General features: G+C 73.4%; 28 protein-coding genes. 26 read left to right on the plus strand and 2 right to left on the minus strand.

The window, feature by feature from the left end; genetic code table 11:
• Positions 1–72: 72 nt before the first annotated feature.
• The gene (locus ET526_RS21335; RefSeq protein ID WP_158295628.1) at positions 73–687 is read left to right on the plus strand and encodes a hypothetical protein; all 615 of its coding nucleotides are present in this window, start codon (positions 73–75) and stop codon (positions 685–687) included.
• A 4-nt stretch (positions 688–691) separates the two neighbouring features.
• On the plus strand, positions 692–2,707 hold the full coding sequence (locus ET526_RS18005; protein WP_135469813.1) for a phage terminase large subunit family protein: 2,016 nt from the start codon (positions 692–694) through the stop codon (positions 2,705–2,707).
• 17 nt (positions 2,708–2,724) lie between these two features.
• Here the strand turns inward: ET526_RS18005 and ET526_RS21340 are convergent, their stop codons facing one another.
• Positions 2,725–2,898, minus strand: a complete 174-nt coding sequence (locus ET526_RS21340) for a hypothetical protein (RefSeq protein ID WP_158295629.1) — start codon at positions 2,896–2,898, stop codon at positions 2,725–2,727.
• Positions 2,899–3,062: 164 nt separating this feature from the next.
• Here ET526_RS21340 and ET526_RS18010 point away from each other — a divergent pair, with 164 nt between their 5' ends.
• The 3 genes from ET526_RS18010 to ET526_RS18020 all read left to right on the plus strand — a co-directional run bounded on the left by ET526_RS18010 (position 3,063) and on the right by ET526_RS18020 (position 4,523).
• Positions 3,063–3,479 (plus strand): hypothetical protein, encoded by a 417-nt coding sequence (locus tag ET526_RS18010; RefSeq protein WP_135469815.1) that lies wholly within the window; start codon positions 3,063–3,065, stop codon positions 3,477–3,479.
• 2 nt (positions 3,480–3,481) lie between these two features.
• A complete protein-coding gene (locus ET526_RS18015) occupies positions 3,482–4,222 on the plus strand; it encodes a phage antirepressor KilAC domain-containing protein (protein WP_135469817.1) in 741 nt (246 codons plus the stop codon).
• 85 nt (positions 4,223–4,307) lie between these two features.
• Positions 4,308–4,523, plus strand: a complete 216-nt coding sequence (locus ET526_RS18020) for a phage head-tail joining protein (protein WP_135469819.1) — start codon at positions 4,308–4,310, stop codon at positions 4,521–4,523.
• Here the strand turns inward: ET526_RS18020 and ET526_RS18025 are convergent.
• Positions 4,520–5,770, minus strand: a complete 1,251-nt coding sequence (locus ET526_RS18025; RefSeq protein ID WP_275668651.1) for an RNA-guided endonuclease InsQ/TnpB family protein — start codon at positions 5,768–5,770, stop codon at positions 4,520–4,522. The two genes, ET526_RS18020 and ET526_RS18025, sit on opposite strands and share 4 nt — an antisense overlap.
• 65 nt (positions 5,771–5,835) lie before the next feature.
• On the opposite strand from ET526_RS18025, the gene ET526_RS18030 reads away from it, so the two are divergent.
• The 21 genes from ET526_RS18030 to ET526_RS18130 form a co-directional block, all read left to right on the plus strand.
• On the plus strand, positions 5,836–7,314 hold the full coding sequence (locus tag ET526_RS18030) for a phage portal protein (RefSeq protein WP_240048465.1): 1,479 nt from the start codon (positions 5,836–5,838) through the stop codon (positions 7,312–7,314).
• Complete coding sequence (locus tag ET526_RS18035; RefSeq protein WP_135469821.1) at positions 7,307–8,581, plus strand: S49 family peptidase; 1,275 nt, start codon at positions 7,307–7,309, stop codon at positions 8,579–8,581. The genes ET526_RS18030 and ET526_RS18035 overlap by 8 nt, the downstream gene beginning before the upstream one ends.
• A 3-nt stretch (positions 8,582–8,584) precedes the next feature.
• The gene (locus ET526_RS18040; protein WP_135469823.1) at positions 8,585–8,947 is read left to right on the plus strand and encodes a head decoration protein; all 363 of its coding nucleotides are present in this window, start codon (positions 8,585–8,587) and stop codon (positions 8,945–8,947) included.
• 13 nt (positions 8,948–8,960) lie between these two features.
• Positions 8,961–9,971: a major capsid protein gene (locus ET526_RS18045; protein ID WP_135469825.1), complete on the plus strand. Its 1,011-nt coding sequence runs from the start codon at positions 8,961–8,963 to the stop codon at positions 9,969–9,971.
• 78 nt (positions 9,972–10,049) lie between these two features.
• Positions 10,050–10,364: a head-tail joining protein gene (locus ET526_RS18050; protein ID WP_135469827.1), complete on the plus strand. Its 315-nt coding sequence runs from the start codon at positions 10,050–10,052 to the stop codon at positions 10,362–10,364.
• A 10-nt stretch (positions 10,365–10,374) separates the two neighbouring features.
• Positions 10,375–10,851 (plus strand): hypothetical protein, encoded by a 477-nt coding sequence (locus ET526_RS18055; RefSeq protein WP_135469830.1) that lies wholly within the window; start codon positions 10,375–10,377, stop codon positions 10,849–10,851.
• Positions 10,852–10,861: 10 nt separating this feature from the next.
• Positions 10,862–11,104: a hypothetical protein gene (locus ET526_RS18060; protein WP_135469832.1), complete on the plus strand. Its 243-nt coding sequence runs from the start codon at positions 10,862–10,864 to the stop codon at positions 11,102–11,104.
• Between the two features lie 3 nt (positions 11,105–11,107).
• Positions 11,108–12,277, plus strand: coding sequence for a hypothetical protein (locus tag ET526_RS18065; RefSeq protein WP_135469833.1), 1,170 nt, complete (start codon positions 11,108–11,110; stop codon positions 12,275–12,277).
• Between the two features lie 9 nt (positions 12,278–12,286).
• Positions 12,287–12,916 (plus strand): hypothetical protein, encoded by a 630-nt coding sequence (locus tag ET526_RS18070; protein WP_135469835.1) that lies wholly within the window; start codon positions 12,287–12,289, stop codon positions 12,914–12,916.
• Positions 12,917–12,990: 74 nt separating this feature from the next.
• Positions 12,991–13,233, plus strand: coding sequence for a hypothetical protein (locus ET526_RS18075; protein WP_135469837.1), 243 nt, complete (start codon positions 12,991–12,993; stop codon positions 13,231–13,233).
• Between the two features lie 49 nt (positions 13,234–13,282).
• On the plus strand, positions 13,283–13,969 hold the full coding sequence (locus ET526_RS18080) for a hypothetical protein (RefSeq protein WP_135469838.1): 687 nt from the start codon (positions 13,283–13,285) through the stop codon (positions 13,967–13,969).
• The gene (locus ET526_RS18085; RefSeq protein WP_135469840.1) at positions 13,969–17,655 is read left to right on the plus strand and encodes a phage tail length tape measure family protein; all 3,687 of its coding nucleotides are present in this window, start codon (positions 13,969–13,971) and stop codon (positions 17,653–17,655) included. Before ET526_RS18080 ends, ET526_RS18085 begins: the two co-directional genes overlap by 1 nt.
• Entirely contained in the window at positions 17,652–19,367 is a 1,716-nt protein-coding gene (locus ET526_RS18090) for a hypothetical protein (protein WP_135469841.1), read from the plus strand. The genes ET526_RS18085 and ET526_RS18090 overlap by 4 nt, the downstream gene beginning before the upstream one ends.
• 4 nt (positions 19,368–19,371) lie before the next feature.
• The gene (locus ET526_RS18095; RefSeq protein ID WP_135469844.1) at positions 19,372–20,625 is read left to right on the plus strand and encodes a hypothetical protein; all 1,254 of its coding nucleotides are present in this window, start codon (positions 19,372–19,374) and stop codon (positions 20,623–20,625) included.
• Between the two features lie 3 nt (positions 20,626–20,628).
• Complete coding sequence (locus ET526_RS18100) at positions 20,629–21,603, plus strand: tail fiber domain-containing protein (protein ID WP_135469846.1); 975 nt, start codon at positions 20,629–20,631, stop codon at positions 21,601–21,603.
• Positions 21,596–23,665 carry a glycosyl hydrolase family 28-related protein gene (locus ET526_RS21560; protein ID WP_204623699.1) on the plus strand — a complete coding sequence of 690 codons (2,070 nt, stop codon included), beginning with the start codon at positions 21,596–21,598 and terminating at the stop codon, positions 23,663–23,665. Before ET526_RS18100 ends, ET526_RS21560 begins: the two co-directional genes overlap by 8 nt.
• An 11-nt stretch (positions 23,666–23,676) precedes the next feature.
• Positions 23,677–24,282, plus strand: a complete 606-nt coding sequence (locus tag ET526_RS18115; RefSeq protein ID WP_135469848.1) for a hypothetical protein — start codon at positions 23,677–23,679, stop codon at positions 24,280–24,282.
• A 15-nt stretch (positions 24,283–24,297) separates the two neighbouring features.
• Entirely contained in the window at positions 24,298–24,663 is a 366-nt protein-coding gene (locus ET526_RS18120; protein WP_135469851.1) for a hypothetical protein, read from the plus strand.
• A gap of 1 nt (position 24,664) precedes the next feature.
• Positions 24,665–24,973 (plus strand): hypothetical protein, encoded by a 309-nt coding sequence (locus ET526_RS18125; RefSeq protein WP_135469853.1) that lies wholly within the window; start codon positions 24,665–24,667, stop codon positions 24,971–24,973.
• Between the two features lie 14 nt (positions 24,974–24,987).
• A complete protein-coding gene (locus tag ET526_RS21345) occupies positions 24,988–25,161 on the plus strand; it encodes a hypothetical protein (RefSeq protein ID WP_158295630.1) in 174 nt (57 codons plus the stop codon).
• Positions 25,158–25,399 (plus strand): hypothetical protein (locus ET526_RS18130; protein WP_204623700.1); only part of this gene is annotated, 242 nt, incomplete at its 3' end. The genes ET526_RS21345 and ET526_RS18130, both read left to right, overlap by 4 nt.

Below are 25,399 nucleotides of genomic sequence, written 5' to 3' on the forward strand. Positions count from 1 at the left end.
CGGGCCACTTCCGAATGTTGCCAAGGTCGCCTCCGGTGACTGAAAGCGATGAGCGCGGAAAGAGGATGCGGAATGGCCAGAGGGAAGCCTGGGCGTCCGCCGGGCAAGCACGCCCCGGCGCGTCCTCCGCCCGCGCCGCTGCTGTCCCAGGCTGCCTTCGCCCGCTGGCTGGGGTGCCACCCGACGCGGGTGGCGCGGTGGGTGGCCGAGGGGCGCCTGACCCGGCGGCAGGATGGGCTGATCGAGGCCGAGGCGGGGGTGAACGAGCTGCTGGCCTCCGGCACGATCCTGCCGCCTTCCGGGGAGGACGCCGAGGCCATCGCGCCGCGGGTGGCGGAGGCGATCCGTGCCGCCGCCCCCAACCTCGTCTCCTATGACGAGGCCAAGGCCTTCACCGAGATCCTGCGCGCGCATCGCGCGCATCTCGACCTGCGCGAGCGGCAGGGGGAGCTGATCCGCGCCGATCTCGCCGAGGGGCTGCTGTTCGAGGCGGGGCGGGCCTGGCGCGATGCGTGGATGACCTGGCCTTCCCGCGTCGCCGCGCTGATGGCGGCGGAGCTCGGCGTCGCCCCGGCGGCGATGCTGGCGGCGCTGGAAAGGCAGGTGCGGGCGCATCTCGAGACGCTGGCCGACCCGCGCGTGGACTGGCGCGCCGGGGCGAGGGAGATGCGGCGCGACGCCGCCTGAGGGCATGCTCGACACGCTGACGCGGGACCTGGCGTCCGGCACCCTGCCGGACCTGCCGCCGCTGCCGCCTGGGCTGCTGGACGATCTGCCGGACCCGTCCGTCCGCCTGGCCAACGCCCTGCGGGGCGGGCTGCGGCCGGATCCCGACCTGACGGTCTCCGAATGGGCGGACCGGCACCGCATCCTGAACAGCCGCAGCTCGGCCGAGCCGGGGCCCTACCGCACCGCGCGCACGCCCTATCTGCGCGAGATCATGGACGCGCTCTCGCCCCGCTCGGCGGCGCAGCGGGTGGTGTTCATGAAGGGGGCGCAGATCGGCGGCTCGGAGGCGGGCAACAACTGGCTCGGCTACATCATCGCCTGCGCGCCGGCGTCGGTGATGGCGGTGCAGCCGACGGTGGAGCTCGCCAAGCGCTTCTCCAAGCAGCGGGTGGATGCGCTGATCGAGAGCACGCCGGCGCTGCGGGAGCGGGTGGCCCCCGCGCGGAGCCGGGACTCCGGCAACACCGTGTTGCAGAAGGACTTCCCCGGCGGCACGCTGGTGCTGACCGGCGCCAACAGCGCGGTCGGGCTGCGCTCCATGCCGGCGCAGTTCCTGTTCCTGGATGAGGTGGACGCCTATCCGGGCGACGTCGAGGGCGAGGGCGATCCGGTCGCGCTGGCCGAGGCCCGCGCCCGGACCTTCGGGGCCCGGCGCAAGACGTTCCTGGTCTCGACGCCGACCATCGCCGGGCTGTCGCGGATCGAGCGCGAGTACCTGGCGACCGACCAGCGGCGCTACTTCGTGCCCTGCCCGCATTGCGGGCACATGCAGTGGCTGCGCTGGGAGAACCTGCGCTGGGAGAAGGGCGCGCCGGAGACGGCGGCCTATCACTGCGAGGAATGCGGCGCGGCGGCGCGGGAGGCGGACAAGCCGGCGATGTTCGCCGCCGGGGAATGGCGCCCGACCGCCGAGTCCGCCGACCCGGCGGCGCGGGGCTACCATGTCTCGGCGCTCTATTCGCCGATCGGCTGGCTGTCCTGGGCGGAGATCGCGCGCCAGTGGGAGGCGGCGCAGGGCGACGACCGCGCCATCAAGACCTTCAAGAACACCGTGCTCGGCGAGACCTGGCAGGAGGCCGGCGAGGCGCCGGACTGGCAGCGCCTCTACGACCGCCGCGAGCACTGGCCGGCCGGCACCGTGCCGATGGGCGGGCTGCTGCTGACCGCCGGTGTGGATGTGCAGCGCGACCGCCTCGAATGCTCCGTCTGGGCCTGGGGGCAGGACCGGCAGTCCTGGCTTGTCGAGCACCGCGTGCTGGCGGGCAACCCCTTCGAGGGGCGGGTCTGGGAGGAGCTGCGGCTGCTGCTGGGCGAGACCTGGCGGCACGCGAGCGGGCACCGCCTGCCCATCGCCATGGCGGCGATCGACAGCGGCGACGGCATGACCACCGCCGAGGTCTACGCTTTCGTACGGCGGGTCGGCGGCGGGCGAGTGATCGCGGTCAAGGGCCAGGACGGGCTGCGCGCCGCGATCGGATCGCCGTCGCGGGTGGAGATCCGCCGGAACGGGCGTGATATTCGCGGGCTCAAGGTCTGGCCGGTCGGCTCTTCCTTCCTCAAGGCAGAGACCTATGGCTGGCTGAAGCTGGACCGCCCGACGGAGGAGAGCGGCGCGCCTTTCCCGCCGGGCTACGTGCACCTGCCCGTGCACGCGGCGAGCGAGGAATTCTGCCGCCAGCTCTGCGCCGAGCAGCTCGTGGAGCGCGCCGGCCGCAACGGCTTCCGCCGCCTCGAATGGGTGAAGACGCGCGAGAGGAATGAGGCGCTGGACTGCCGGGTCTATGCCCGCGCCGCCGCGGCGGCGCTGCGGGTGGATGGCTGGGGCGAGGGGCGCTGGGCGCGCCAGGCCCAGGCGATGGAGCGCGAGCCGCCGTCCGTGGCCGCCATCGCGTCGCGGGTGTCCGCCGCGCCGCCACTCGCGCCGGCGCGGCCGGAGCGGCCGGCGCGGCGCGTGATGCGCCCGTCGTATCTGGACTGAGGGGAGGCCGCCGGCGGTTACGACTGCTTCGGCTGGTCCTTCGCCGCCTTGAGGCCCAGTTCGATCAGGCGGCGAATGGCTTCGGCATCCCGCTTGATGCGGTTCTCGAACTGATAGTCTTCGATCTGCCGCCAGACGCTGGTCGGCAGCGAGACGGTCTTCCTGACGACCGGGTCGGCGCTCTCTGACATGGCTGCACCCTAACGCAGAACGCATTCGTGGTGCAATGGTGCGTTGGTGCTTGCGCAGCGGCGGAAGTGGTGCAATGATGCTAACGGTGCATTGCACCAAAGCGGCCGAACGGGGTGTTCACCGCACCCCGCCCGGCCTGACCCCATGCAGGAGCAGAACCTCCATGCCCGAGGCTATGACCGACCATACACCATCCCGCCGCGGCTTTCTCGGCCATCTGGCCGGGGCGGCGGCGGCGAGCGGCATCGTCCACGGCTGCGCCGGCGCGATCGCGGCCCCGAACCCGGATGCCCGTCTCATCCGCCTCTGCGCCGAGTACGTGGAGGCGCTGGCCGCCTACAACCGCGACGGCGGCCAGCTGGAATGCGCGGAGGATCCGCTGTGGCACGCCGTCGCGGCCGCCGAGGCGCGGCTGGACGGCCTCACCGCCCACACCCTGCCGGGCGTCATCGCCAAGGCGCGGGTGGCCATGCACCTCGCCCGCCAGCCGGACGGCTCGGAGGATTTCAGCAGCTCCTACACCGGAGACTGGCCGGAGCAGGTGGTGCGCGACCTGCTGCGTCTGCAGGGAGGCGCCTGAGCATGGCCGACATCGTTCCGTTCGTTTTCGAAGGCACCGCCGTCCGGGTCGTCCAGTTCGACGGCGAGCCCGGCTTCGTGCTGGCCGACGTGTGCAAGGTGCTGGGGATCGGCAACTCCAGGCAGGCAGCGACCCGCCTGGATGACGACGAGAAGGGTGTCATTACTGCTGACACCCCTGGCGGCGCCCAGGAGATCACCGTCATCAACGAGTCCGGGCTCTACAGCCTGATCCTGACCAGCCGGAAGGAGGCGGCGAAGCGGTTCAAGAAGTGGGTCACGGCCGAGGTGCTGCCCGCCATCCGCCGGACCGGCGGCTACATGGTGGCGGCGCCGGAGGAGACGCCGGAGGCCCTGGCCCTGCGCGCCCTGCAGGTCCTTCAGGCCACGGTGGAGCGGCAGAAGGCGCAGCTGGCCGAGGCGATGCCGAAGGTCGAGGCCCTGGACCGCATCGCGACCGCGGACGGCAGCCTGTCCATCACGGCGGCGGCCAAGGCGCTGCAGGTCCGGCCGAAGGACCTGTTCAGCTACCTCCAGCAGAACGGCTGGATCTACAAGCGGCCGGGCAGCGCCGCCTACCTCGGCTACCAGTCGAAGACCACGGCCGGGCTTCTCGAGCACAAGGTCACCACCGTGCTGCGGGGGGACGGCTCGGAGAAGGTGGTGGAGCAGGTGCTCATCACCCCGAAGGGGCTGACCAGGCTGGCCGTGCTGCTGAAGCCGGTCGGCCTGCTCGTGGCCTGAGCGACCCGGTCTCGCGAAGCGAGCCACTCCTCTCCGGGGTGGCTCGTCGACTTCTCGAACACCCTCCGGACTGAGGGGAGGCCGCATGTCCGAGCTTGAGCGGCTGCAGGCGCAGCGCGAGGCGCTGCGCGCGCAGCGGGCCAGCGGCGTCGCGCGCGTGACGGTGGATGGTCGCACGGTGGAATACCGCAGCGGCGCCGACATCGAGCGGGCCCTGTCTGCCATCGAGGCGCAGATCGCGCGGGTGGAACGGCGGGCGCGCCGGCGCGTGGTCTACATCGCCGGGGACAAGAGCCTTTAACATCTTCCCCCGCCTGAAGGCGTGGGATTTCCAAGGGATTTCGCCACTTGGACAGTTCGCGCTTCATCGGCCCCGCAACCGGCGACCTCCACGCCCGGAGTGTTCCCCCGGTTCAGGATCACGACCGCAGCGTTGCGGTCGGCGTTGTCCCGGTGCCCGCACGCGACGCAGGCAAAGACCGCTTGGCTCTCACGGCTTCGCCTGTCCACGGTCCCGCAGGACGCGCAGGTTTGGGACGAGTAGGCCGGGTTCACCTTCACCAGACGTGCGGCCTTGTAGGCAAGCATCGTCTCGATCTGGTGCCAGCCGACGTTCAGGATGGCGCGGTTGAGCCCGCGCTTCTGCGCCACGCCAGCGAGGCGGGCGCGCTTCGTCATGTCCTTGGTGCGCAGGCGCTCCACGATCACCGTGCCGTAGCGGCTGGCGATCTCGGTGGTGGCGCGGTGCGCCCAATGCTTGCGGATGCGCGCCTGCTTCGCCCGGAGCCGGGCGACGCGCTGAATGGCCTTGCGGCGCCGGTTGCTGCCCCGCTTGCGGCGCGACACCACGCGCTGCGCCGAAGCGACCTTGCGCTCCACGGCGGCGAGGCTCTCGGGCACGGCGTAGGAGGTGCCATCCGAGAGCATCAGAGCGACGGCGACGCCGCGATCGATGCCGACCGCGCCGCCGGGGTCCGGCCGCTCGCCTTCCAGCAGGCATCCGAAGCTGACCTGCCACCCGAGCGGCGTCAGGGAGAACGTGGCTTCGCGCAGGCTGCCCTCGATGTCGCGGCTGCGCCGGAAGCGAACCCAGCCGATCTTCGGGATACGGACGCGCCCCCAGCGTGCATTGATCTTCTCGACGGCGATTTCGCGGCCGTGGTGGCTAAAGGCCTCGTTGAGCCCCTTTCGCTTCGGCTGCGGGTAGCCGCCGAGGCCCGCCCACGCCCGACGGAAGGCCTCGTCCAGCGCCTTCAAAGCGCGCTGCTGCGGGGTTACGTGGACGGCGCGGATGAAGTCGAACTCCGCGCGCAGCAGGGTCAACTCGCGGCATTGCGTCGTGTGGTTGAGGTTGTTGCCGGTTCGGGCCTGATACCGGCGCCAGTGGTCCCGCCGCTGTTCCAGCGCGAGGTTCCAGACGAGGCGGCAGACGCCCGCCGCCTGCGCCATCTGTGCGGCTTGTTCCTGGGTCGGACGAAGCGCGAAGGTGTAGCCGCGAAATCTCACATTAAGATAATAGCGGCGCCTTGCGGCCCAAATCAAGAACATCGTGCTTGCGCACGATTCGCTATCCCTCCCCGGCCTGAAGGCCGGGGCTTCTCGCGGAGCTTTCGGTGAGCTGGGCGCGGCGCATCGGCGCCATGCTCGGCGGCTTCGGCGGATGGGGCACGCCCGGCCTCGAGGCCGGGGCGGCGGGACGGCGTTTGCGTAAATTCCGCCCGCCCTCGGCGCATGTGAATACGCTGATCGCCCGCAGCGGGCGGACGGTGTTGGAGCGGGCGCGCTACCTGGTGCGCAACAATCCTTACGCCGCCAACGCGGTGGATTTCTTCGCCGCGCAGGTGGTCGGAGACGGCATCACGCCCTCCTGGGTCGGCGCCCCGGAGGAGCTGCGCCGGCCGCTGGCCGATGCGTGGCTGCGCTGGACGGACGAAGCGGACGCCGAGGGTCTGACCGACTTCTACGGCTTGCAGCGGCGCGCCGCGCGCGAGCTGTTCATCGCCGGCGAGGTGTTCCTGCGCCTTCGCCCCCGGCGGCCGGAGGACGGGCTGTCGGTGCCGCTGCAAGTGCAGATGCTGCCGGCGGAGATGCTGCCGCTCGACGACAATCGCGTGCTGCCGGACGGGCACGAGGTGCGCCAGGGAGTGGAGATCGATGCCATCGGGCGGCGGCTGGCCTACTGGTTCTGGCGCCAGCACCCGGATGACGATACCGCGCCGCGGCGCGAGCCGGAGCGGACGCGCGTTCCGGCGGATCAGGTGATCCATCTGGTGGACCCGGTGGAAGCGGGGCAGGTGCGCGGCCTGTCGCGGCTGGCGCCGGCCATCGTGCCGCTGTGGCTGCTCGACCTGTACGACGATGCCGAGCTCGACCGCAAGCGCACGGCGGCGCTGTTCGCCTGGTTCCGGCTGTCGCCGGATGGCGAGCCCGGTCTCGGCGAGACCGAGGGCGCGGACGGGGCGAGCGATCTCGAGCTGGCGCCGGGCGCCGGCATCGTGCTCGCGCCGGGAGAGGACGTGAAATTCGCCGAGCCGACCGACGTCGGCGGCAATTACGAGGCCTTCCAGTACCGCAATCTGCTGCGTGCCGCGGCCGGGCTCGGCATTCCCTACGTCGGCCTGACCGGGGACATGGCGCAGGCCAACTATTCGAGCCTGCGCGCGTCGCTGCTGGATTTCCGCCGCCGCGCCAGCGCCTTCCAGCACGGCGTGCTGGCCTTCCAGATGTGCCGCCCCGTGGCATGGCAGTGGATGGACGCGGCGGCGCTGGTGGGCGCGGTGCCGGGGCTGACGCCGCGGCGCCTGCTGGCCGATGTCGGGATGCGCCGCATCGAATGGCGACCGCCGCGCTGGGAGTGGGTGGACCCGCTCAAGGACATCCGGGCGGAGGAGATGGCGGTCGCCGCCGGCTTCCGCAGCCGCAGCAGCGTCATCGAGGCGCTGGGCTATGACCCGGCGCAGGTGGATGACGAGATCGCGGCGGAGCGGGCGCGCGAGCAGGCGCTCGGGCTGATCGGCATGCCGACCGCCTTCGGGCCGCGGGCGGCAGCGCCGGCGCCGCCCCGCGCGGAAGAGGGAGACGGCGATGAGTAGCACCTTGCCGCGTGTGACGGCGCGGCTGTTCGGCGCGCCGCTGATGCTGCACCCAGACAAGCTCGCGGCGATCCTGGCGGGCCTTGCGCCGCGCCTCGGCCTCGCCCCGCCCATGGCGCCGGAGCCGGCGGCGGAGGCACTGCCGCCGCTCCGCGCGCGCGGCTATGGCGTGACACCGGAGGGTGTGGCGGTGGTGCCGGTGGTGGGTGGGCTGGTGGCCCGCGCCGGCCAGGTGGACGCGCGCAGCATGCCGCTGCGCAGCTACGACGCGATCGCCAGCGACCTGCGCCAGGCGATGGAGGATCCGGCGGTACGCGCCGTGGTGCTGGATGTGGACAGCCCCGGCGGCGAGGCGGCGGGGGCGATGGAGCTTGCGGCCGCGATCCGCGCCATGCGCGGGCGCAAGCCGCTGCTCGCGGTGGCGAACCACGCCGCCTTCTCCGCGGCCTATGCGCTGGCGGCGGCGGCAGAGCGAGTGATCGTGCCGCCGTCGGGCGGCGTGGGCAGCATCGGCGTGCTGGCGGCACATCTTGACGTGTCGCGCGCCGAGGCCGAGGCGGGGCTGCGCTGGACCTTCGTGCATGCGGGCGCGCGCAAGCTGGACGGCTCGCCGCATCTGCCGCTGGCCGATGAGGCGCGGCAGGCGATCGAGGCCGAGGTGACGCGGCTCTACGGGATGTTCGTCGAGTCGGTCGCCGTCTCGCGCGGGCTCGCGCCGGAGCGGGTGCGGGCGACGGAAGCGGGGCTGTTCTTCGGCGCTGAAGCGGTGGCGGCGGGCCTGGCCGATGCCGTCGGCACCATGGATGACGCGCTGCGGGAGGCCTCCGGCGCCTCGCGCGGCCCGGTGCGCGGCCGGTCGTCCGCGCGTGGCGGTCCAAGGGAGAAGCGAATGGACGATGCCAGTGAGACGGCCGGGATGGCGGCCGGGGGCGCGCCGCGCTCGGATGAGGAGCGGCAAGGGGTGGATGTGGCCGCGCTGCGTGCTGAGGCGGAGGCCGCGGTGGCGGCGCGCGCGGCCGGCATCGCCGCGCTGTGCGAGCTGGCCGGCTGCCCGCAGCGGGCGGCGGGCTTCATCCGCGAGGGGCGGAGCGAGGCGGAGGTGCGCGAGACGCTGCTTGCGGAGCGCGCCGCCGCCGTCGACGCGGCAGGCGAGCTGCGCGTGATGCGGCCGGCCGCCGCGCCCGATGCGCCTTCCCCGGCCGCGGTGAAGGCAAGCTGGGACCGCGTCGGCGGTGCGCTGTTCGGCGAGAAGTGGAAGGGGTTCTGAGCCATGGCAGTCCTTACGGAGCCCCGGCATGCCGGGGAGTTCATCGTCTCGGAGGCGAACGGGTCTCGGTCGCGCGATGCCATCGTCACCGCGACCGGCACGCTGGAAGCCGGCACCGTGCTTGGCCGCATCACCTCGAGCGGCAAGTACGTGATTTTGGCGCCAGGCGCCTCGGACGGCAGCCAGACCGCCGCTGGTATCCTGTACGAGGCGGTGAGCGGCACCGACCAGAAGGCGGTGGCGGTGGTGCGCGACGCCGAGGTGTCCGGCCCCGGCCTGGTCTGGCCCGGCAGCATCACCGGTCCGCAGAAGGCGACGGCGATCGCGCAGCTCGCCGCGCTCGGCGTGATCGTCCGCAACGGCTGACCGGAGATCCTCTATGCTGAATGTTTTCCAGGGGGACGCCTTCTCGACGGTGTCCCTGACGCGGGCGATCAACGCCACGCCCTACGTGCCGAGCCTGCTCGGGATGCTCGGCCTGTTCGAGCCGGAGCCGGTCTCCACCGCGACGGTGGCGGTGGAGCGGCTCGGCAACACGCTGGCGCTGGTGCCGACCTCGCCGCGCGGCGCGCCGCCCTCGCAGCGCGAGAAGGAGAAGCGCACCGTGCGCGACGTGCGCACCGTGCGGCTGGCCCTCAACTCGCGCATCCATGCGCACGAGGTGTCCAACTTGCGCGCCTTCGGCAGCGAGACGCAGGTCGAGACGCTTCAGGGCGTGGCGCTGCGCCGGATGCAGAAGCTGCGCCAGGATATCGAGCTGACCTGGGAGCATCTGCGGCTCGGCGCCATCCAGGGCGTGGTGAAGGACGCGGACGGCACCGACCTGGTGGACTACTACGCCTTCTGGGGCGTGTCGCCGCCGGCGCCGATCAGCTTCGCGCTGAGCACCGGTGGCACCGAGGTGCTGACCAAGTGCGACGCGGTGATGCGCGCGATGCAGCGTAATTCCGAGGGCGCCTTCCTGCCGACCACGCGGGTGATCGGTCTGTGCGGCGACGCTTTCTGGGACTCGCTGGTGACGCACCCGAAGGTGGAGAAGTACTACCTGAACCGCGCCGCCGCCGACGTGTTCCTGCCCGGCACCGCGTTTCGGCAGTTTGATTTCGGCGGCATCACCTTCGTGAATTACCGCGGCACTGACGACGGCACCACGGTGACGATCCCGGCCGATGACTGCCGCTTCGTGCCGCTGGGCGGGCGGGACGTGTTCCAGTGGGTGATGTCGCCGATGGACGAGGCCGAGCAGTGGATGAACACTCTCGGTCAGCCCGTCTATGCGCTGATGATCCCGGACCGGGAGCGCGGCTTCTGGGTGGACGTCGAGGTCTACTCCTACGTGCTGCCGGTGGTGACGCGCCCGCGCATGTTGCTGCGCGGCACGCGGACCTGATCCCGCGCCCGCGCCTGGCGCCGGCGGCCCATGCCGCCGGGTCTGCCAGGGCGCGGGCGGCAGCGGTGGAGCGACCCGATGTCCGATGCCTTCTCCATGGCCGCGCTGGCGCTGGCCGCCGATCCGCATCTCGGGGCGGCGGCGATCTATGCGCCGGAGGGGGAGGCGCCGATGCCGGTGCGCGTCGTGCTGTCGCGCGAGGAAGGCGACGTGCTGGGCGGCCCGGCGGGGCTGATCGCCGCCGGCTACACGGCGATGCTGCCGGCCGCCGCGGTGCCCGACCGGCCGCGCCGCGGCGAGCGGCTGAGCGTCGGGATGCGAGACTTCATCATCGAAACCGCGGAGCTCGACAGCGCCGGCGCCGCCTGGCGCCTGACGCTGCGGGCGGCGTAAGGCGGCGGCCATGCCGGTCGTGCCCCTCCGCGAGGCCGCCCTGGCGGCAATCGCCGCCCGCCTTGCCGCCGCCATCCCGGACGTGCCGGTGGAGCGCGGCCGGCGAAGTGCCGTGGCGACGGAGGACTGTCCGCGCCTGGTGCTGCGCATGGGCGGGCACGCCGAGGATGAGGGCGCGGCCGTCGGCACGGTGCGGCTGGCCTGCGAGGCCCTGGTCGAGGGCTATGTGGCGGCGCCACGCCTCGCCGCCGATCCGGACGCGGCGCTGGAAGCGGAGATCAACGCACTGCACGCGCGCTGCGTCGAGGCGCTGGCGGGCGTCGAGATCCCGGCCGGCAGCGCCGGCAGCCTGATGGCGACGGGCGTGAGGCTCGAGCCCGACGCGCCGCTGCTCGGCGAGGCCGCCGAGGCGGCCGGCGGCTTCACCTGGACCATCGCCTTCGACCTCTACGCGCCCGCGCAGGGCGGTCCCTACACCATCGTCTGACGGAGGCAGCATGCTCATCCGCATCCTGCGGCCCTGCGAGATCGCGGGCCGGATCGTCGCGGCCGGCCTGCCGCTTGATCTGCCCGAGGCCACGGCAGCGGCGCTGATCGAAGCGGGCGACGCCGCCCCTTGGGAGGGCGCGGCGCTGCGCGCGCCGCAGCCCGCCGCCGAAGGCGAGGCGGCATCTCCGCCGGCGCCGCGCCGCGTGTCCGGCCGCACCATCACCGGCCTTGCGCCGGATGGCGAGGAGTAAGCGATGACCGCTTCCATCCGCACCCGCATTGAGCAGGTCGCCTTCAAAATCGAGACCACGCAAGGCGTGGACGCCATCGGCGGCACCCCGGCTGCGGCCGACTGGGTGACCTGTCAGGCGCAGATCCGCTTCGCGCAGGATCAGACGCCCAATCCGGTGATGACCGGCGCTTACGAGGATGCCGCGCCGATCCCCGGCGGGCTGCGCGCCGAGATCACGGTGACGGTGCCGGTCGTCGGCTCCGGCGTCGCCGCCACCCCGCCCGAGTGGGGGCGGCTCCTGCGCGCCTGCCGCATGGCCGAGATCGTCACATCCGCCGCCGTTGGCGCGCCGACAGCGGCCACCGCCGGCACCTCCACCACCGTGACCGCGCAGACCCCTTTCGGCACCACCGCGCAGCAGTACCGCGGCATGCCGATCCTGCTCTCCGGCAATCCGGCGGGCGGCAGCACCGACGTGGTGCTGGACTACACCGCGGGACGCGTGATCTCGCTGGCCAAGACCTACTCGCCGGCGCTGTCCACCGCGACCATGCTGCAGATCCCGCAGAACGTGCTCTACCGGCCGATCTCGGACGAGCTGCAGGAAGCGTCGCTGACCTGCTACGCCTATCGCGACGGGCTGCGTCATCGCATCCTCGGCTGCAAGGGATCCTTCTCGATCGGTCTGCAAGCGGGGCGGCCTGCTTCTCTGGTGGTGCGGCTGTCCGGCATGGTGGCGGCGTTCAACGAAGCGGCGGCGGTGCCGGCCGGCTACACGCCGGTGACGCGCCAGCCGCCGCGCTGGGCGTCTGGCGTCTCGCAGCTCAATCGCGCGCTTGCTGCCTGCGCTTCGGCTTCGCTCGACATGGGTGTGCGGACCGGCTATCCGGACAATCCGGAGGCGCCGGAGGGCTTCGATGCGCCGATCATCACCGGTGCCGGCCCGCGCATCACCCTCGACCCGTTCAGCCACACCACGCACACCCCGTCGCGCAGCGGCGCCTTCCAGGCAGGCACGCCGGTGCCATTCGCCGCGATCTGGGGCCTGATCCCCGGCAATCGCTTCGCGGCGTCCTGCCCGTCCGCCCAGATCGTGGAGCTGCAGCCGGCCGAGCGGGTGGAGCTCGGCGTGGATGCGCTGGCGCTGGTGCCGGACCAGCCGAACGCCTCGATTTTTCTGGCCTGCTTCTGAGCGCGTGCGATGGAAGAGACGCATGTGACCGGCATCGGTCAGCGGGAGGTGGTGGAGGCCGGTGGCCGCCGCTACGTGCTGCGGCCGGTGAGCTTCGGCGAGGCGGCGGAGATCGAACGCGCTCGCGCCGGCGCGTTCCAGGGCGGACCGGCGCTTTACAACGAGCAGGTGCGCGAGGCGCTGCGCCGCCGCCATGGCGAGGCGGCGGCGGCGCTTATCGAGGCGGTGGACGCGCACGAAGAAGCGGATGTGGCGACCACCGCTATGCTGCTGACCCGCCCGCACCCGCAGGAGCCGGCGGAGGAGCAGGCACGCTACCGCGCCGAGCTGCGCGCGGCGCAGCGCGACCTGCTGCGCGCGGCGCAGCGCCGTACCCTGGCCGAGGCGACGGTGGCCGACGATCCGGCGCTGGTGGCCGCGCGCGCGGCGATGGAGGAAGCGGCCTGGCGGGGGCGCGCGGCGCTCGTGCGCGCCTCGCTGGTGGCCTGGGAGGGCGAGGGCCTGCCCGACTGGTCGCGCGAGCGCGACGGCATGGTGCCCGAAGCGGCGCTGCGGGCGCTGCCGATGGCGGATATGGAGGCGCTGCTCGCGCGCGCCGAAGCGCTGCGCCGGCCGGGAGTAATCGAGGGAAAACGCTGAGGGCTGCGCTGACGCTGCTGCGCAGCCCGCGCGACTTCCAAGGCGGCGCCCGTCCACCCGGCGGTGGCCTGTGGGTGATCCCGGCGGCGGGAGAGGACGCGCCGGAGATGCTGTGGCGGTGCAATCCGCGTCTCGTGCTGCCGCCGGCGGCGCTGCACGCGGTGCGGCTGTATGCGCGCCATCGTGGCGGCATGGCGCCGGGGCCGCTGCCGGATGCGGGCGGCATCAATGACCAGGCTGCGTGGCTGATGGAAGCCTTCGGCGTACTCGGTGCGGCCGAGGAAGCGGCGGAGAAGGCGCGGGCCGGGAAGGACTAGCGGCGCGCGCGCGCCCCGGGAAGGTGGCCTTGTCGAAGGCGGAGGCGCCATGCCTTTCACTCTCACCCTGGCGGGCGGGGTGCGCAGCGATGCCGTGCGCCGCTTGAAAGACGATCTGCTGCGCGCGCAGAAGGCTGCCGTAGCCGGAGCCACGGAGTACGCCAAGCAGCGGATGCGGGAGGAGATACGCGCACGCACCGTCTCGACGCGCCTGCCCAATATCATCGGCTCCGAGGTTTTCCCGCGTGGTGCCAAGCTGGCCTACACCCCGACCGGCTCGATCTATCCGCGCGGGAAGAAGGCCGAGATCATCCTGCGCCAGCTTGCCGAGGGCGCCGTGATCACGGTGCGGAATCGCCGGGCGCTGGCGATCCCCGTGCACGGCCAGCGTGACGGGCGCGGCGGGCTGCTGCCGCCCTCCGCCTTCCCTGGCCTCGTCTACATCCCGAGCCGCAAGGGCGATCCGCGTCGTGTCGGCGTGCTGGCCCTGCCCGCCGGCCGAGGCAAGCGCGGGCATCTCAGCGCCAGGGCCCGTCGCATGCAGGCGGCCGTCTCGCGCGCACGCGCCCAGGCGGCGATCGGGGAGGACTGGATCGCGATGTTCATCCTGGTGCGCACGGTGCGCCTGCCGAAGGCCTTCGACCCGCATGTCATCCTGCGCGAGGCGACGGCGCGGGTGCCGGGGCTGTTCGAACGCGCCCTCGCTACCATCCGCGGCGGCGGAGCGCCCGCCTGATGGCGCAGCAGACTTACTCCTTCCGCATCTCGGCCGAGGGGCTCGAGCAGTTCCGTGCCCAGATCGAGGCGGCGGCCAAGGGCAATGAGGACCTGGCCAAGGCATGGGAGAAGCTGCGCAGCACCTCGCCCGGCCTGGTCTCGGCGATGGAGCGCGCCGAGCAGGCGACGGACCGCGCCGCGCAGCGCATGCAGGGCCATGCGCAGGCCGCGGACAAGGCGACGCAGAGCACCGGCTTTTTCTCTCAGGCGCTGACTCAGGTCAGCGGACAGGTGCGGGGCTTCATCGACCAGATCAACCTGGGCGGCGTGGCGCTGTCCGACTTCGCGGCGCGCGGGACTTCCAGTTTCTCGGCGATCAATGTCGCGGTCGCCGGCACTACCGCCGCCTTTGCTGCCCTGACCACGACGGTGACGCTGGCGGTGCGCGCGGCGGAGGAGTTCGAGCGGCTCGGCCTGCGCACCGAGGCGGTGGTGCGCGCCACCGGCGGCGCCGCCGGCTACACTGCCGAGCAGATCCGCGCCCTGGCCCAGGACATCGCCCGCAACACCCTGGCCAGCACCGAGGGGGTGGAGGCGGCGGCGCAGAAGCTGCTGACCTTCCGCAGCGTCGCTGGCGAGACCTTCGAGCGGACGCTGCGCGCGGCGCAGGATCTGGCGGCGGTCGGCTTCGGCACGATCGAGAGCGCCGCGGTGCAGCTCGGCAAGGCGCTGGAAAGCCCGGCCGAGGGCCTGTCGGCGCTGACCCGCGTCGGCGTGACCTTCACCGCCGAGCAGCGGCGGTTGATCGAAGCCTTCGTCGAGACCGGGCAGGTGGCGGAGGCGCAGCGCGTCATCCTCGAGGCGGTGGAGCGCCAGGTCGGCGGCGCCGGCGCGGCGGAGGCGGGGGGACTGGCCGGCGCTTTCGACACGCTGGGGCAGAACGTTCAGGAATTCCTGGTCCGGATCGGCAATCTCGGGCCGCTGCAGCTCGCCACGGCGGCGATCAACGGGCTTGCCTCGGCGGTCGGCGCGCTGGATGGCGCGCTCAGGGGCGTCATCGGCTTCTATTCCGCCGAGGCGGTGGCGGAGCGGGCGGTGGAAAGCGCTCGCGCGGGCCTCGCGACGGCGCAGGGCGGCGCCGCCGGGTCGCGGCGCGGCACGGTGCGGCAGGGGCTGGTCGGCCTGGCTGCCGACCAGGCCGGAGATGGTGCGGAGGCCGCCTATCAGCAGCAGATCGCCGCGGCGGCTCGCCGGCTGGAAGAGGCCGAGATCCGGCTGATCGAGATCCAGGAGCGCGCGGAGCGCGAGCGGGCCGAGGTGGCGCAGCGCGGCGCCGACGAGCGCGCGCGGATTGAGGCCGAGGCGGCGCGCGGCGCTTACGAGGCGCTGCGCGAGAGTGTCGACAAGCGTCTCGGTATCGAGCGTGCCTATCAGCGCGAGGTCTCCGTCATCCGTCGCGCGCTCGCTGCCGGCGTGGTCGAGCAGGCGGAGGCGGAGCGGCAGCTCGCGGCGGCGCTGGAACGGCGCGACGAGGCGCTGGCGCGCATGGAGGCGCGCGCCGTGCGCGCGGGCGGCGGGCGCGCAGGAGCGCCGGCGCAGGAATACGCCTTCCCGAGCTACGCCGATTTCGTGCGTAGCCAGGACATGCTGGCGACGGAGGAGCGTCGCCAGCAGGAGCGGGTGCAGCGCGCGATCGAGCAGGAGGAGCAGCGCCGCCAGCAGGCTTTCGACCGCACGGTGGCGCGCTACTCCTCGCAGCTCGCGCAGGGGACGGTGGACGCGCTGTTCGAGGGCACGCGGCGGGGCGAGGGGTTCTTCACCTCGCTGTCGCAGGTCTTCGCGCGCGGGCTGCGCACCGCGCTCGCCGCCGCCCTCGACACGCAGGTGTTCCAGCCGCTGCTCGGCCAGGTGCTGGGCGGGGTGCTGGGCGGCGGCGCGACGCGGCTGGTCGGCGGCGGCACCGTGTCGCAGCTCGGCTCCATGGCCTCGCTGGCCAACGCGGCGGGCGGCGGCGGGCTGCTCGACACGCTCGGCCTCGGCGGCGTCGGCACCGCCCTCTCGGGGCTGCTGTCCACGCCGCTGTGGAGCAGCTTCGGCGCTTCCGTCGCCGCGCCGCCGCTCACCGCCGCGCAGCTCGCCGGCAACCCCTTTACCGCCCTGCCGCCGCTTTCCGCCGCCACCACCGGCACGGTGACGCTGGGCGGTCTGCTTGGCGGCGTCGGGCTCGGCTTCGGCGTGGGCAGCGGGCTCAACACCCTGTTCGGCGGCAGCCAGACGGGCGGGACGATCGGGTCCGGCCTCGGCGCCGCTGCTGGCGCGGCCATCGGCTCCATCATCCCCGGCGTCGGCACGCTGCTCGGTGGCCTGATCGGCGGCTCGGGCGGCGGGCTGCTCGGCGGGCTGTTCGGCTCGCGCCCCGGCTTTCAGGGCGGGGTGGTGCGCTTCGGCGTCACCGAGGACGGGCAGTTCGGCGTGCTCGGCGCCTCCGGCAAGCGCTGGGACGAGGCGGCGGCGCGTGCTCAGGCGCAGCAGCAGGCGGCGGCGCTGAATGCCGAGCTGGCGCGGCGCGGTCTGACCATCGATGCGAGCGGCGCGTGGTCCAACCAGTGGATGGACCGCCCCGGTATCATCCTGGGCGAGATCGGCCATGGCCAGGCCAACACCACGGCAAGCATCGAAGCGATGGCGAACGCCGTGGTCTCGCGCTTGCGCAGCAGCAATCCGAACGTGCAGGCGGCGCTGCTGCGCAGCACCAGCTTCGAGGCGGCGCTCGGCAACGCCGACTGGGTGACCCAGATCTACGAGCCGGCGGTGCGCGCCGCCGCCGCCACAAGCGATCTCGACCGCGCGCTGGCCGAGCTGCACGACCGCTTCCACCCGCTGATCGAGCGCGCGCTGAGCCTCGGCCTCGCCACCGATGCGCTCAGCGCCGCATGGGAGCGCGCGGTGCAGGACGCGATCGCGGCGCGCGACGCGGCGATCGCGGCGTCGGACGGCGCGCTGCGGGTGCGCGGGCTGCGCGCGGCCGGGCAGGCTCTCGAGGCGGATATGCTGGCCTTCGACTTGGCCGCGGCGGAGGAGCGGCGGCGCTATCAGGAGCAGATGCGCGCCTGGGGGCTGCCGGCGGAGGAAATGGCATGGCGCCTGGTGGAGCTCGAGCGTGTGCTGGCGGAGGAGCGGCTCGCGATCCAGCGCCGCTATGCCGAGCAGGCGGCGGCGCAGGAGGAGGCGACGGCGCGGCAGCGCCTCGCGGGCGAGTTGCAGGGCCTGCGCACGGTGGCGGGGCAGCAGGGCGTGCTGACCGGCTGGCTGGATCAGGCGGCGCTGGCGTCGCCGGCGCTGGCACCGGCGGCACGGCTGGCCGAGGCGCAGCGGCAGTTTGCGGCAGCGCGCGATGCGGCCCTGGCCGCCGGCGTGCTGGATGCCGATCTCGGCGCCGTCACCTCCGCCGCCAGCGGACTGCTGTCCGCCGGGCGGAGCTTCTATGGCCAGGCCAGCGCCGAGGGCGCGGCGCTCGAGCGATGGGTGCGCGCTTCCGTCGAGCAGCTTGGCGCCGCGCTCGACCTGCCGGCCTTCGGCGGCGATCTCGAGCGGTCGCTCGCGGCGGCGATGCGCCCGCTTGAGGATGAGATGGGGGCGCTGCGCGAGGAGGTGGCGCGGCTGCGCGAGGAGCTGCGCACCGCGCGGCTGAGGGCCGCCGCATGAGCCTGCCCGCCGCCGCGCCGCTCGCGAGCGGGCCGCTTTCCGCGCCGTGGCAGGCCACGCCGGCCGCGCCCTCCGGCACGGTGCGCGCCGAGGAGGCGGCGTCCTGGCCGGGCGTGTGGCTGGCCGAGATCGCGGTGCCGGCGACGGCCGGCGCCCCGGTGCCGCCGCCTCTCGGGATGCCGGGGGCGCTGCCGCTGGCGGCCCCGACCTGGCCGACCGCCGATCCGGATGCGCAGATGCCCGAGGTCCGCGTCTCCGATCGCGGATGGATCGGGGAGCCGGACGATCCGGACGCGCCGCACCGCGCCTATCCGGCGCGGCTGGCGGAGCCGCCGGCGCTTGAGCTGGCGCTGCCGGTGTATCCGGATCAGGCGCGCCGCGCCCTGCTCGCCGCCGGCGAGCTGCTGCTGCTGAACGGGGACGGCGCGCTGGACATGCTGGCCGGCGACTGGCGGCTGGCCGGGCAGCGTGTGCGCATCCTGCGCGGCCCGCACCGCCGGCCGCGCCATGCGCGGATGGCGGAATTCGGCGCCGTCGCCTTGCTGCGCTCGGCCAGCGGCGCGGTGCAGGGCGGCGACGGCCTGCTGCGCTTGCCGCTGCGCGGCGCCGAGACCGACCTCGCCGTGCCGGCCTGCGAGGTCTATGGCGGCACTGGCGGCGAGGATGGCCATGCCGACCTGGCAGGCCAGCCGAAGCCGCGCCTCTATGGCATACGCCGGAATATCGAGCCGGTGCTCGAGGATCCGGCGCGGCTGATCTATCGCTATCACCATGGCGGTCCGGCGGCCGGAGTGCTGGCGGCGCGGGACCGTGGCGGCGCGATCGCCCATGCGGGGGACGTGCCGAGCTATGCCGATCTGCGAGCGGCCAGCCCCTCGCCGGGCACCTTCATCACTTGCCACGCAGCGGGCTGCCTGCGCCTCGGGTCCGTGCCGTCGCTGCTCACCATTGATGCGCGTGGCGACGCGACTCCGGCTCTCGGCGGCTACGCAGGCTCGCCGCCCGACATCGCGGCGCGGCTGGTGCAGACCGCAGGCGGTCTCGGCGTCGAGCGGCTGGGCGATTTCTCGTGGCTCGGTGCCGAGGCGGGGCTGTGGCTGCGGGATGCGATCACCGTGGCCGAGGCGATGGATCGTCTCGCCGCCTCGGTCGCGGGGTGGTGGGGTACGGACGCCTTCGGCGTGGTGTGGGGCGGCATGCTGCGCCTGCCCGAGACGGCCGGCCCATCACTGGTGATCGAGCCATGGATGCTGGCGCGCGCGCCGGAGGAGGTGGCGCATGGCCGCCCGCCATGGTGGCGCGCGCGCGTCGCGTATCGCCCGAATGGGCGTGTGCAGGTGGCGGAGGACCTGGCCGGGGCCGTATCCGCCGCTGACCGCGATGTCTGGGGACGGCCGCACCTGATCGCCACGGCGGCCGATACGGAACTGCAAGCGCGCTTCCTGCATGCGGAGGACCCGCCGCCGGTGGAGAGCCTGTTCGATGCCGCCTCCGGCGCCGAGCTGCTCGCAGCGCATCTGCTGGCGCTGTTCGGCCGCCCGCGTCGCGCCTTCCTGGCGACGCTGGCAGCCTGGGATCCGGTAGCGGCGGTGCCGGGAGCGGTGGCGCTGCTGCGCTGGGAGGACGACGCCATGCTGCGCGCCGGCATGCCGCTGCTGGTGACGGCGGCGTCGCTGCGCGGCGACCGGCTGGAACTGACGCTGTGGGGGTGAGCGCGTGGGCACGGTGCTGAGCTGGCGCAACGAGATCGAGCGCGCGGGGGCGGAGATCTCCGCCGACAGCGAGGTGATGGGGCTCGGCGTGCGGTCGCTGCTGACGCCGCAGGTGGCGGATGTGTGGCGCTCTGGTGCCTGGGGCGCCTCGACGGTGACGCTGCGCGCCGATCTCGGCGCGGTGCGCGAGGGGCTGCGGCTGGTGCTGCTGGCGGCGCCGCGCGACGGGCTGCTGCCGGGGCCGGGCGCGCTGGTGCGCGTGGCAGCGAGCGCGATAGAGGCGCCTTCCGGAAGCGGCCTGCAGAACAGCCCGACTGTCGTCACCACGGCCATACCCTATGGCATCGGCGCGAACACCACCGATCTCGGCACCGCGCCGGCGCCCAATGGGGGCACGGGGGCGCGCCGTCTCGGCTCCATCTCTGCGACGGGCGGCGGTGTGTTCCTCTGCCGCAGCTCGCGCGCGCCAGCCTCGCCTAACACCGCCTACCGGCTCGTGGTCTGGCTGCGCAGCGCCGCCGCGCCGCCCAGCATCGGGCGCGCGCTGACGGTGGACGAATTCACTCAACATCCTACCGGCGGCACGATGACGCGCAGCCATGGCGAGCCCATCGCCGGCTCGGTGAGCGGCGAATGGCAGCGGTTCGAGCGCACCATCGTCACGCGCCCCGATACCCAGAGCCTGCAGTGCTACTACGCCGAAGGCTGGCAGCAGGGCGCCGAGATCGAGGCCTGGGGCTGCCACATCCTGCCGCTCGGCGAGGCAATGGATGTCGGGCCGGAGCTGCTCGACATGAGTCCCTGGGGGCTGTGGTGCCATGTGGCACCGGTCGACTTCGCCGCGCGGCACGTGATGGTGCAGCTCACCGGCGCCACGACCGACCTCTACGCGCAGCTTGGCCGGCTCTGGGTCGGCCCGGCGGTGGTGACCGCGCACGGCCCGGCCTATGGCTGGCGCCGCTCGGCGATGGACACCGGGCTCGCCACCCGTGCCGCCTTGTCCGGCGTGCGTCATGCCCGGCGTGGCGTCGTGGCGAGGCGTCTTGCCTTCCAGATGCCGGCGCTGTCGCGGGCCGAGGCCGAGGCGGTGGCGCGCGCTGCCATCGAGGCCGGAGAGACCGGCCAGGTCTTCGCCGCCCCCAGCGCCGCCGATGCCGCGCGTCTCGGCGTGCTCGGGCGCCTCGTGCAGCCGCCCGAGGTGGCGCAGATCAGCCATACCCGCTTCTCCGCCGCGATCAGCATCGAAGAGGATTTCTGACTGATGGGCACGCCCGTCCATATCGGGGACCGTGTGCTGGTACAGACCAGCACGACAGGCACCGGGACATACCAGCTTGGTGCCGCGCTGACCGGATACCAGACCTTTGCGGCCGCCGGCATCGCCAGCGGTGCGCGCGTCGCCTATTTGGTGGTGGACAGCCTGACCGCTCCCACGCAGTGGGAGATCAGTGAAGGGATCTACACCAGCGGGAGCCCGCCGACTCTCACGCGCGCCATGGTCAAGCGCAACCATCTCGGCACCAGCGCCGCCGTGAACTGGGCAGCCGGGACCAAATATGTGGCCGTGGTGCTGCCGGCCGACCGTGTGCCGGTGCTGGACTCGGTCGGCTTTCTCGGCCTCGGCGGCGTCGCGTCGCCGCAGCAGCAGCTCCATATCAAGGGCGGCGTGCAGTTGGAAGGCACGACCGCAGCGACCGGCGCGATGCTGTACCTGTACTACATCAGCTCGACCAATGCGGCTTACCTTACCACCGACGCCAGCGGTAACGTTATCGTTGGCATCGGCACCTCCGGCATCATCGCCGGGCTGACGCTGGACTCAAGCGGCAATCTGACGATCGCCGGTCCTACCGCGATCAAGCCGGGTGGAGGCACCTGGGCGGCGCCTTCCGATGCGCGGCTGAAGGAGAACATCCGGCCGCTCACAGACGCGGCAGCGCGCGTGATGGCGCTGCGACCGCGGGTGTTCGACATGCGCGACGGCAGCGCGCAGGACGTGCGCGGCTTCATCGCGCAGGAGATCGCCGAGGTCTATCCCTCTGCCGTCACCGAAGGGGCAGACGGGATGCTCAGCGTCTCGCTGCCGATGGAGGTGCTGGCCGACCTGGTGGCCTTCGCGCAGCATATGGCGTCGCTTGGCCAGCAGCGCGAAGCGGCAGTGACGGCGCTGGAAGCGCGCGTCGCGGCGCTCGAGGCCATGCTCGCCGCGCCCGAGGCGCCGGCGGACGATGCCTGACGCCGTCGCGCGGCTGCGCTTCGGGCCGCGGCCCCTGGCGCGGCCCTTCCGCGTGCTGGCTGGCTCCACCGTGCGCTGCACGGTGGAGTTCCTCGACCCTACGGGGACGCCGGTGACCGTCTCCGGCGTGACGATCGCCGCGACGCGCCCGGACGGCAGCACCGAGACCTGGGAGGAGACGCAGCTCGCGCCGGCCGGCCCGGGACGATGGACGCTGGATCTGACACCGCAGCAGGTGGGCACCTGGCTGCTGCGCGGGGCCTGCACCGCGCCATGGCCGGAGACGGCGGACGCGGCGCTTGCGGTGCTGGCGACGGCCGCCGGCCAGGCCGGCCCGCCTGATCTCGACGGCGCGGCGATGGCGGCAGCAGGAGCGGCGGCGGCAGCGGCGCAAAGCGCGGCGCTGTTTACCGCCCCGCGCGCGCCGCGCCGGGTGCTGGCGAGCCCGCCGGATGGCGCCGGCGCACCGGACTTCCGCGCGCTGGAAAGCGATGACGTGGTCCATCCGCCCGTCATGCCGGGGAGCGTGCCGCGCAGCCTGCGCGACAAGCTGCGCGACGGCAGCGTGAGCGTGCGCGACTTCGGCGCCAAAGGCGATGGCGTGACCGACGATCGCCCCGCCTTTGTCGCGGCGCGGGACGCGGTGGCGGACGGCGCTGCCGCCGAGGTGCGCGTGCCGGCCGGCGCCTACTTCCTGAGCAGCGCCTTGACCGCCAATGCCGGCAGCCGCCTGGTGCGGTGGACGTTCGAGGATGGCGCCACCATCCTCCCGAGCATCGGCGCGCGGCTGACCGGCACGGCGCGCCGGCTGTGCTGGCGCGGCGGGCAGGCGCGCCAGGAGATCACGGGCGGCGTGCGCGACGCCACCGCCGGCAACAGCGTGGACGAATACGTCCAGATCACCAATGCCGGGCCCGAAGCCGGCTACGGCCGGCGCTGGGGCTATGTGAGCAGCGGCTACGGCCAGGGCAGCTTCGACATCGGCTTCGGCCTGATCTGCCGCTGGGAGCGCGAAGGCGATCAGCATCACGCGGGCCAGCAGCTCGCGCAGTGGATCGTCGCGACTTCGCCCGACACCGCCGGCACGCAACATCGGCACGGCACCTTCATCGCCGAATGGAACGTCGTGAACCGCGGGAACGACACCGGCTGGTTGCCGCGCCGCGGCATGGCGCAGCAGTGGACCGGGTTCCTGCAAATCGTCCCCGAAGGCAAGCTGCTGAACGCCAGCACCGGCACGCCGAAGCATGTGCTGTTCGGCCTGGCCTTCATGTCGAGCCACAACCCGAGCCCGGCCGGCTACCATGTGCGGCTGTACAACGGCATTCTGTTCGAGCCGAACAGTATCCATCGCGACGGACGCGCCATCTACGCCACCGGCTCCACTGGCACCGAGGACAGTCCCGGCACCGGCGACCCGCCGGTGGCGCTGATCGAAGCGACAGCGGGCTGGCAGTGGGGCGTGAAGCTGAACACCGCCAGCATCGGGCAGCACGCGGTCGCGCTCGGCGCCGGGCAGCGCCTCGGCTGGCTGGATGGCGCCGACGCCGAGGTGGCGCATCTTCGCATCGGCGCGGATCGCGCCATCGCGCTCGGTGCGCATGGCGACACGCGCGGCACCGCGCGCAAGCGGGTGTGGAGCGCGGGGCGGCGCGCGGCGGACGGCGACCAGCAGGTGGGCGAGCACATCCTCTACCGCGCCCAGAACAACCCTGCGGGGGTGCTGCTGACGGCGGACGGCCAGGCGGCGAGCGCGGCCAACAGCATCACGCTGCCCGACAACGCCACCTACCGCTTCGCCGGCGAGGTGGTGGCGCGCAGCGCCGCCGGCGCAACCGCGGCATGGACGCTGCGCGGCACCATCAAGCGGGGCGCGGGCGCGGCCTCCGTGGCGCTGGTGGGCACGCCGCAGGTAGCGAAGGAGGACGCCGACGCCGGCGCGGCGGATTGGACAGTCGCGGTCGGCGCCGACACCACGCGCGGCGCCCTCAGCGTCAGCATCAGCGGCACGGGGGCGATCTACGCCGCCGCCTACATCCGCACGGTCGAGATCATCTACTGACGGAGCGCGCGATGACGAGTGCCCTTCTGGGCGGGGCGCTGCTGGCGGCGGGGCCGGCGGTGTCCGGCCTCCATCCCGGCTACGTGCCCGGCCTGACCTACTGGGCGGCGCGCGGACAGCTCGCTGCGCCGGCGGCAGTGGCGGCGGCCGATGTCCTGCTCGGCTATCCCTTCCTGATCGGCGCGCCGGTGCGCATCGCGGCACTGCATCTGCGCGTAGGCACGGGCGGCGCCGGCAGCAGCGCCAAGGCGGGAGTGTGGCGCATGTCGGGTGGGCGGCCCGCCGGGACTCCGGTGGCCGCACATGCCGCCGGCACGCCGACCACCGCCAACAACCAGACGGTGGAGATGCCGGCCACCGGCCTGCTGCTGCCGGGCTGGCACTTCTTCGGCGCGGTGTTCACCGGCACGCTGCCGAGCTGCGTCGGGCCGAGCGGCAATTCGGCCGAGATCGCATGGCTGATCGGCGGCACGCCGGCGCAGATGACGGCGACGCCGGTCTCCGGCCTGTCCACCCCATTCGCCTTCGGCGGCGATCTCGCCGCGCTGGCCCTCGACGGCGCGGCCTGGACGGCGGTGACGGCCGGCGTGCCCGCGCTCGGCTTCACCGTGGCCTGACGGGAGTATGCAGGAATGCGACTGCATCAGCAGACGACGATCATCGCAGCCGGCCAGAGCACGAGCGGCGCCTTCTGGGCCGGCGCGCTCGGGCTCTCGGGCGTCGACATCCCGGCCGGGATGCAGGGCACCACGCTGCTGGTGCAGCGCGCCTGGTCCGACGCCACCGGCACCGCGCCGGATGCCGCCACCTGGCAGGACGTGCGCGATGCCGCGGGCGTGCCGGTGGAGATCGCCATCGTCCCCGGCGCCTTCGTCGCCCTTCCCGCGATGGGGCTGCGCGGCCTGGGCTGGATCCGCCTGGCGGCGCGCACCGGCGGCGCGCCGCAGGCGCAGGCGCAGGCGCGCGCGCTGCGCTGCGCGGTGGTGCAGCCCGCCTGACATGCAGGAAGGCGAGGCGATGAAGGCGGCCATCGCCGCGGTGGTGGCGGCGCTCTCGGGCGGCCTCACGCGGCTGGTGCTGGCGCTGCATGGCGGCCTGCGCGCATGGCCGCTGCTCGTGATCGAGGCGGCGCTCGGCGCCACGCTCGGCCTGATCGCGGCGGGCGCCGCGGTCTATCTCGACCCCGGCCTGCGCGACGCGGGCTGGGCGCTGCTTGTGGTGACCGCCGCCGCTGGCGCGGCGGGCGCCCTCGGCACCCGCCTCATGGACCTGCTGGTGGCGGTGGTCCAGCGGCGGCTGGGCATCTGAAAGGGAGACCCTCCATGACCAGCATCCTCGCCGGGCAGGCCCGGCACATCCTCACCGGCGTCGGCTATCTCGGCGCCGCCGAGGGCGCCACTTCCGACAGCCTGGAAGTGCTGATCGGCAGCATCGTGCTGGCGCTGCTCGGCCATCTGTGGTCGTGGCTCGCCAAGCGCCGCGAGCGGGCCGCGTGATCGCCGCGCTCGCCCGGCTGCTGGCGCGGCTGACCGGCCGGGGGGAGGCGCCCGAGCCTCCGCCGCCACCCGCCGCGCCCGCCTGGCCGGCCCCGGAGGATCTGGCGCGCATCCTGCGCGAGCTCGAGGCGCGCGACCCGGAAGGCTGGGCGGCCGCGCTGCACGGCCCGCTGCACCGCCACGGCATCGTCACCCCGGCCCGCCTCGCCGCCTTCCTCGCCAACGTGCTGCACGAGAC

It is taken from the genome of Crenalkalicoccus roseus, from assembly GCF_004761865.1.
GTDB classification, from domain to species: domain Bacteria; phylum Pseudomonadota; class Alphaproteobacteria; order Acetobacterales; family Acetobacteraceae; genus Crenalkalicoccus; species Crenalkalicoccus roseus.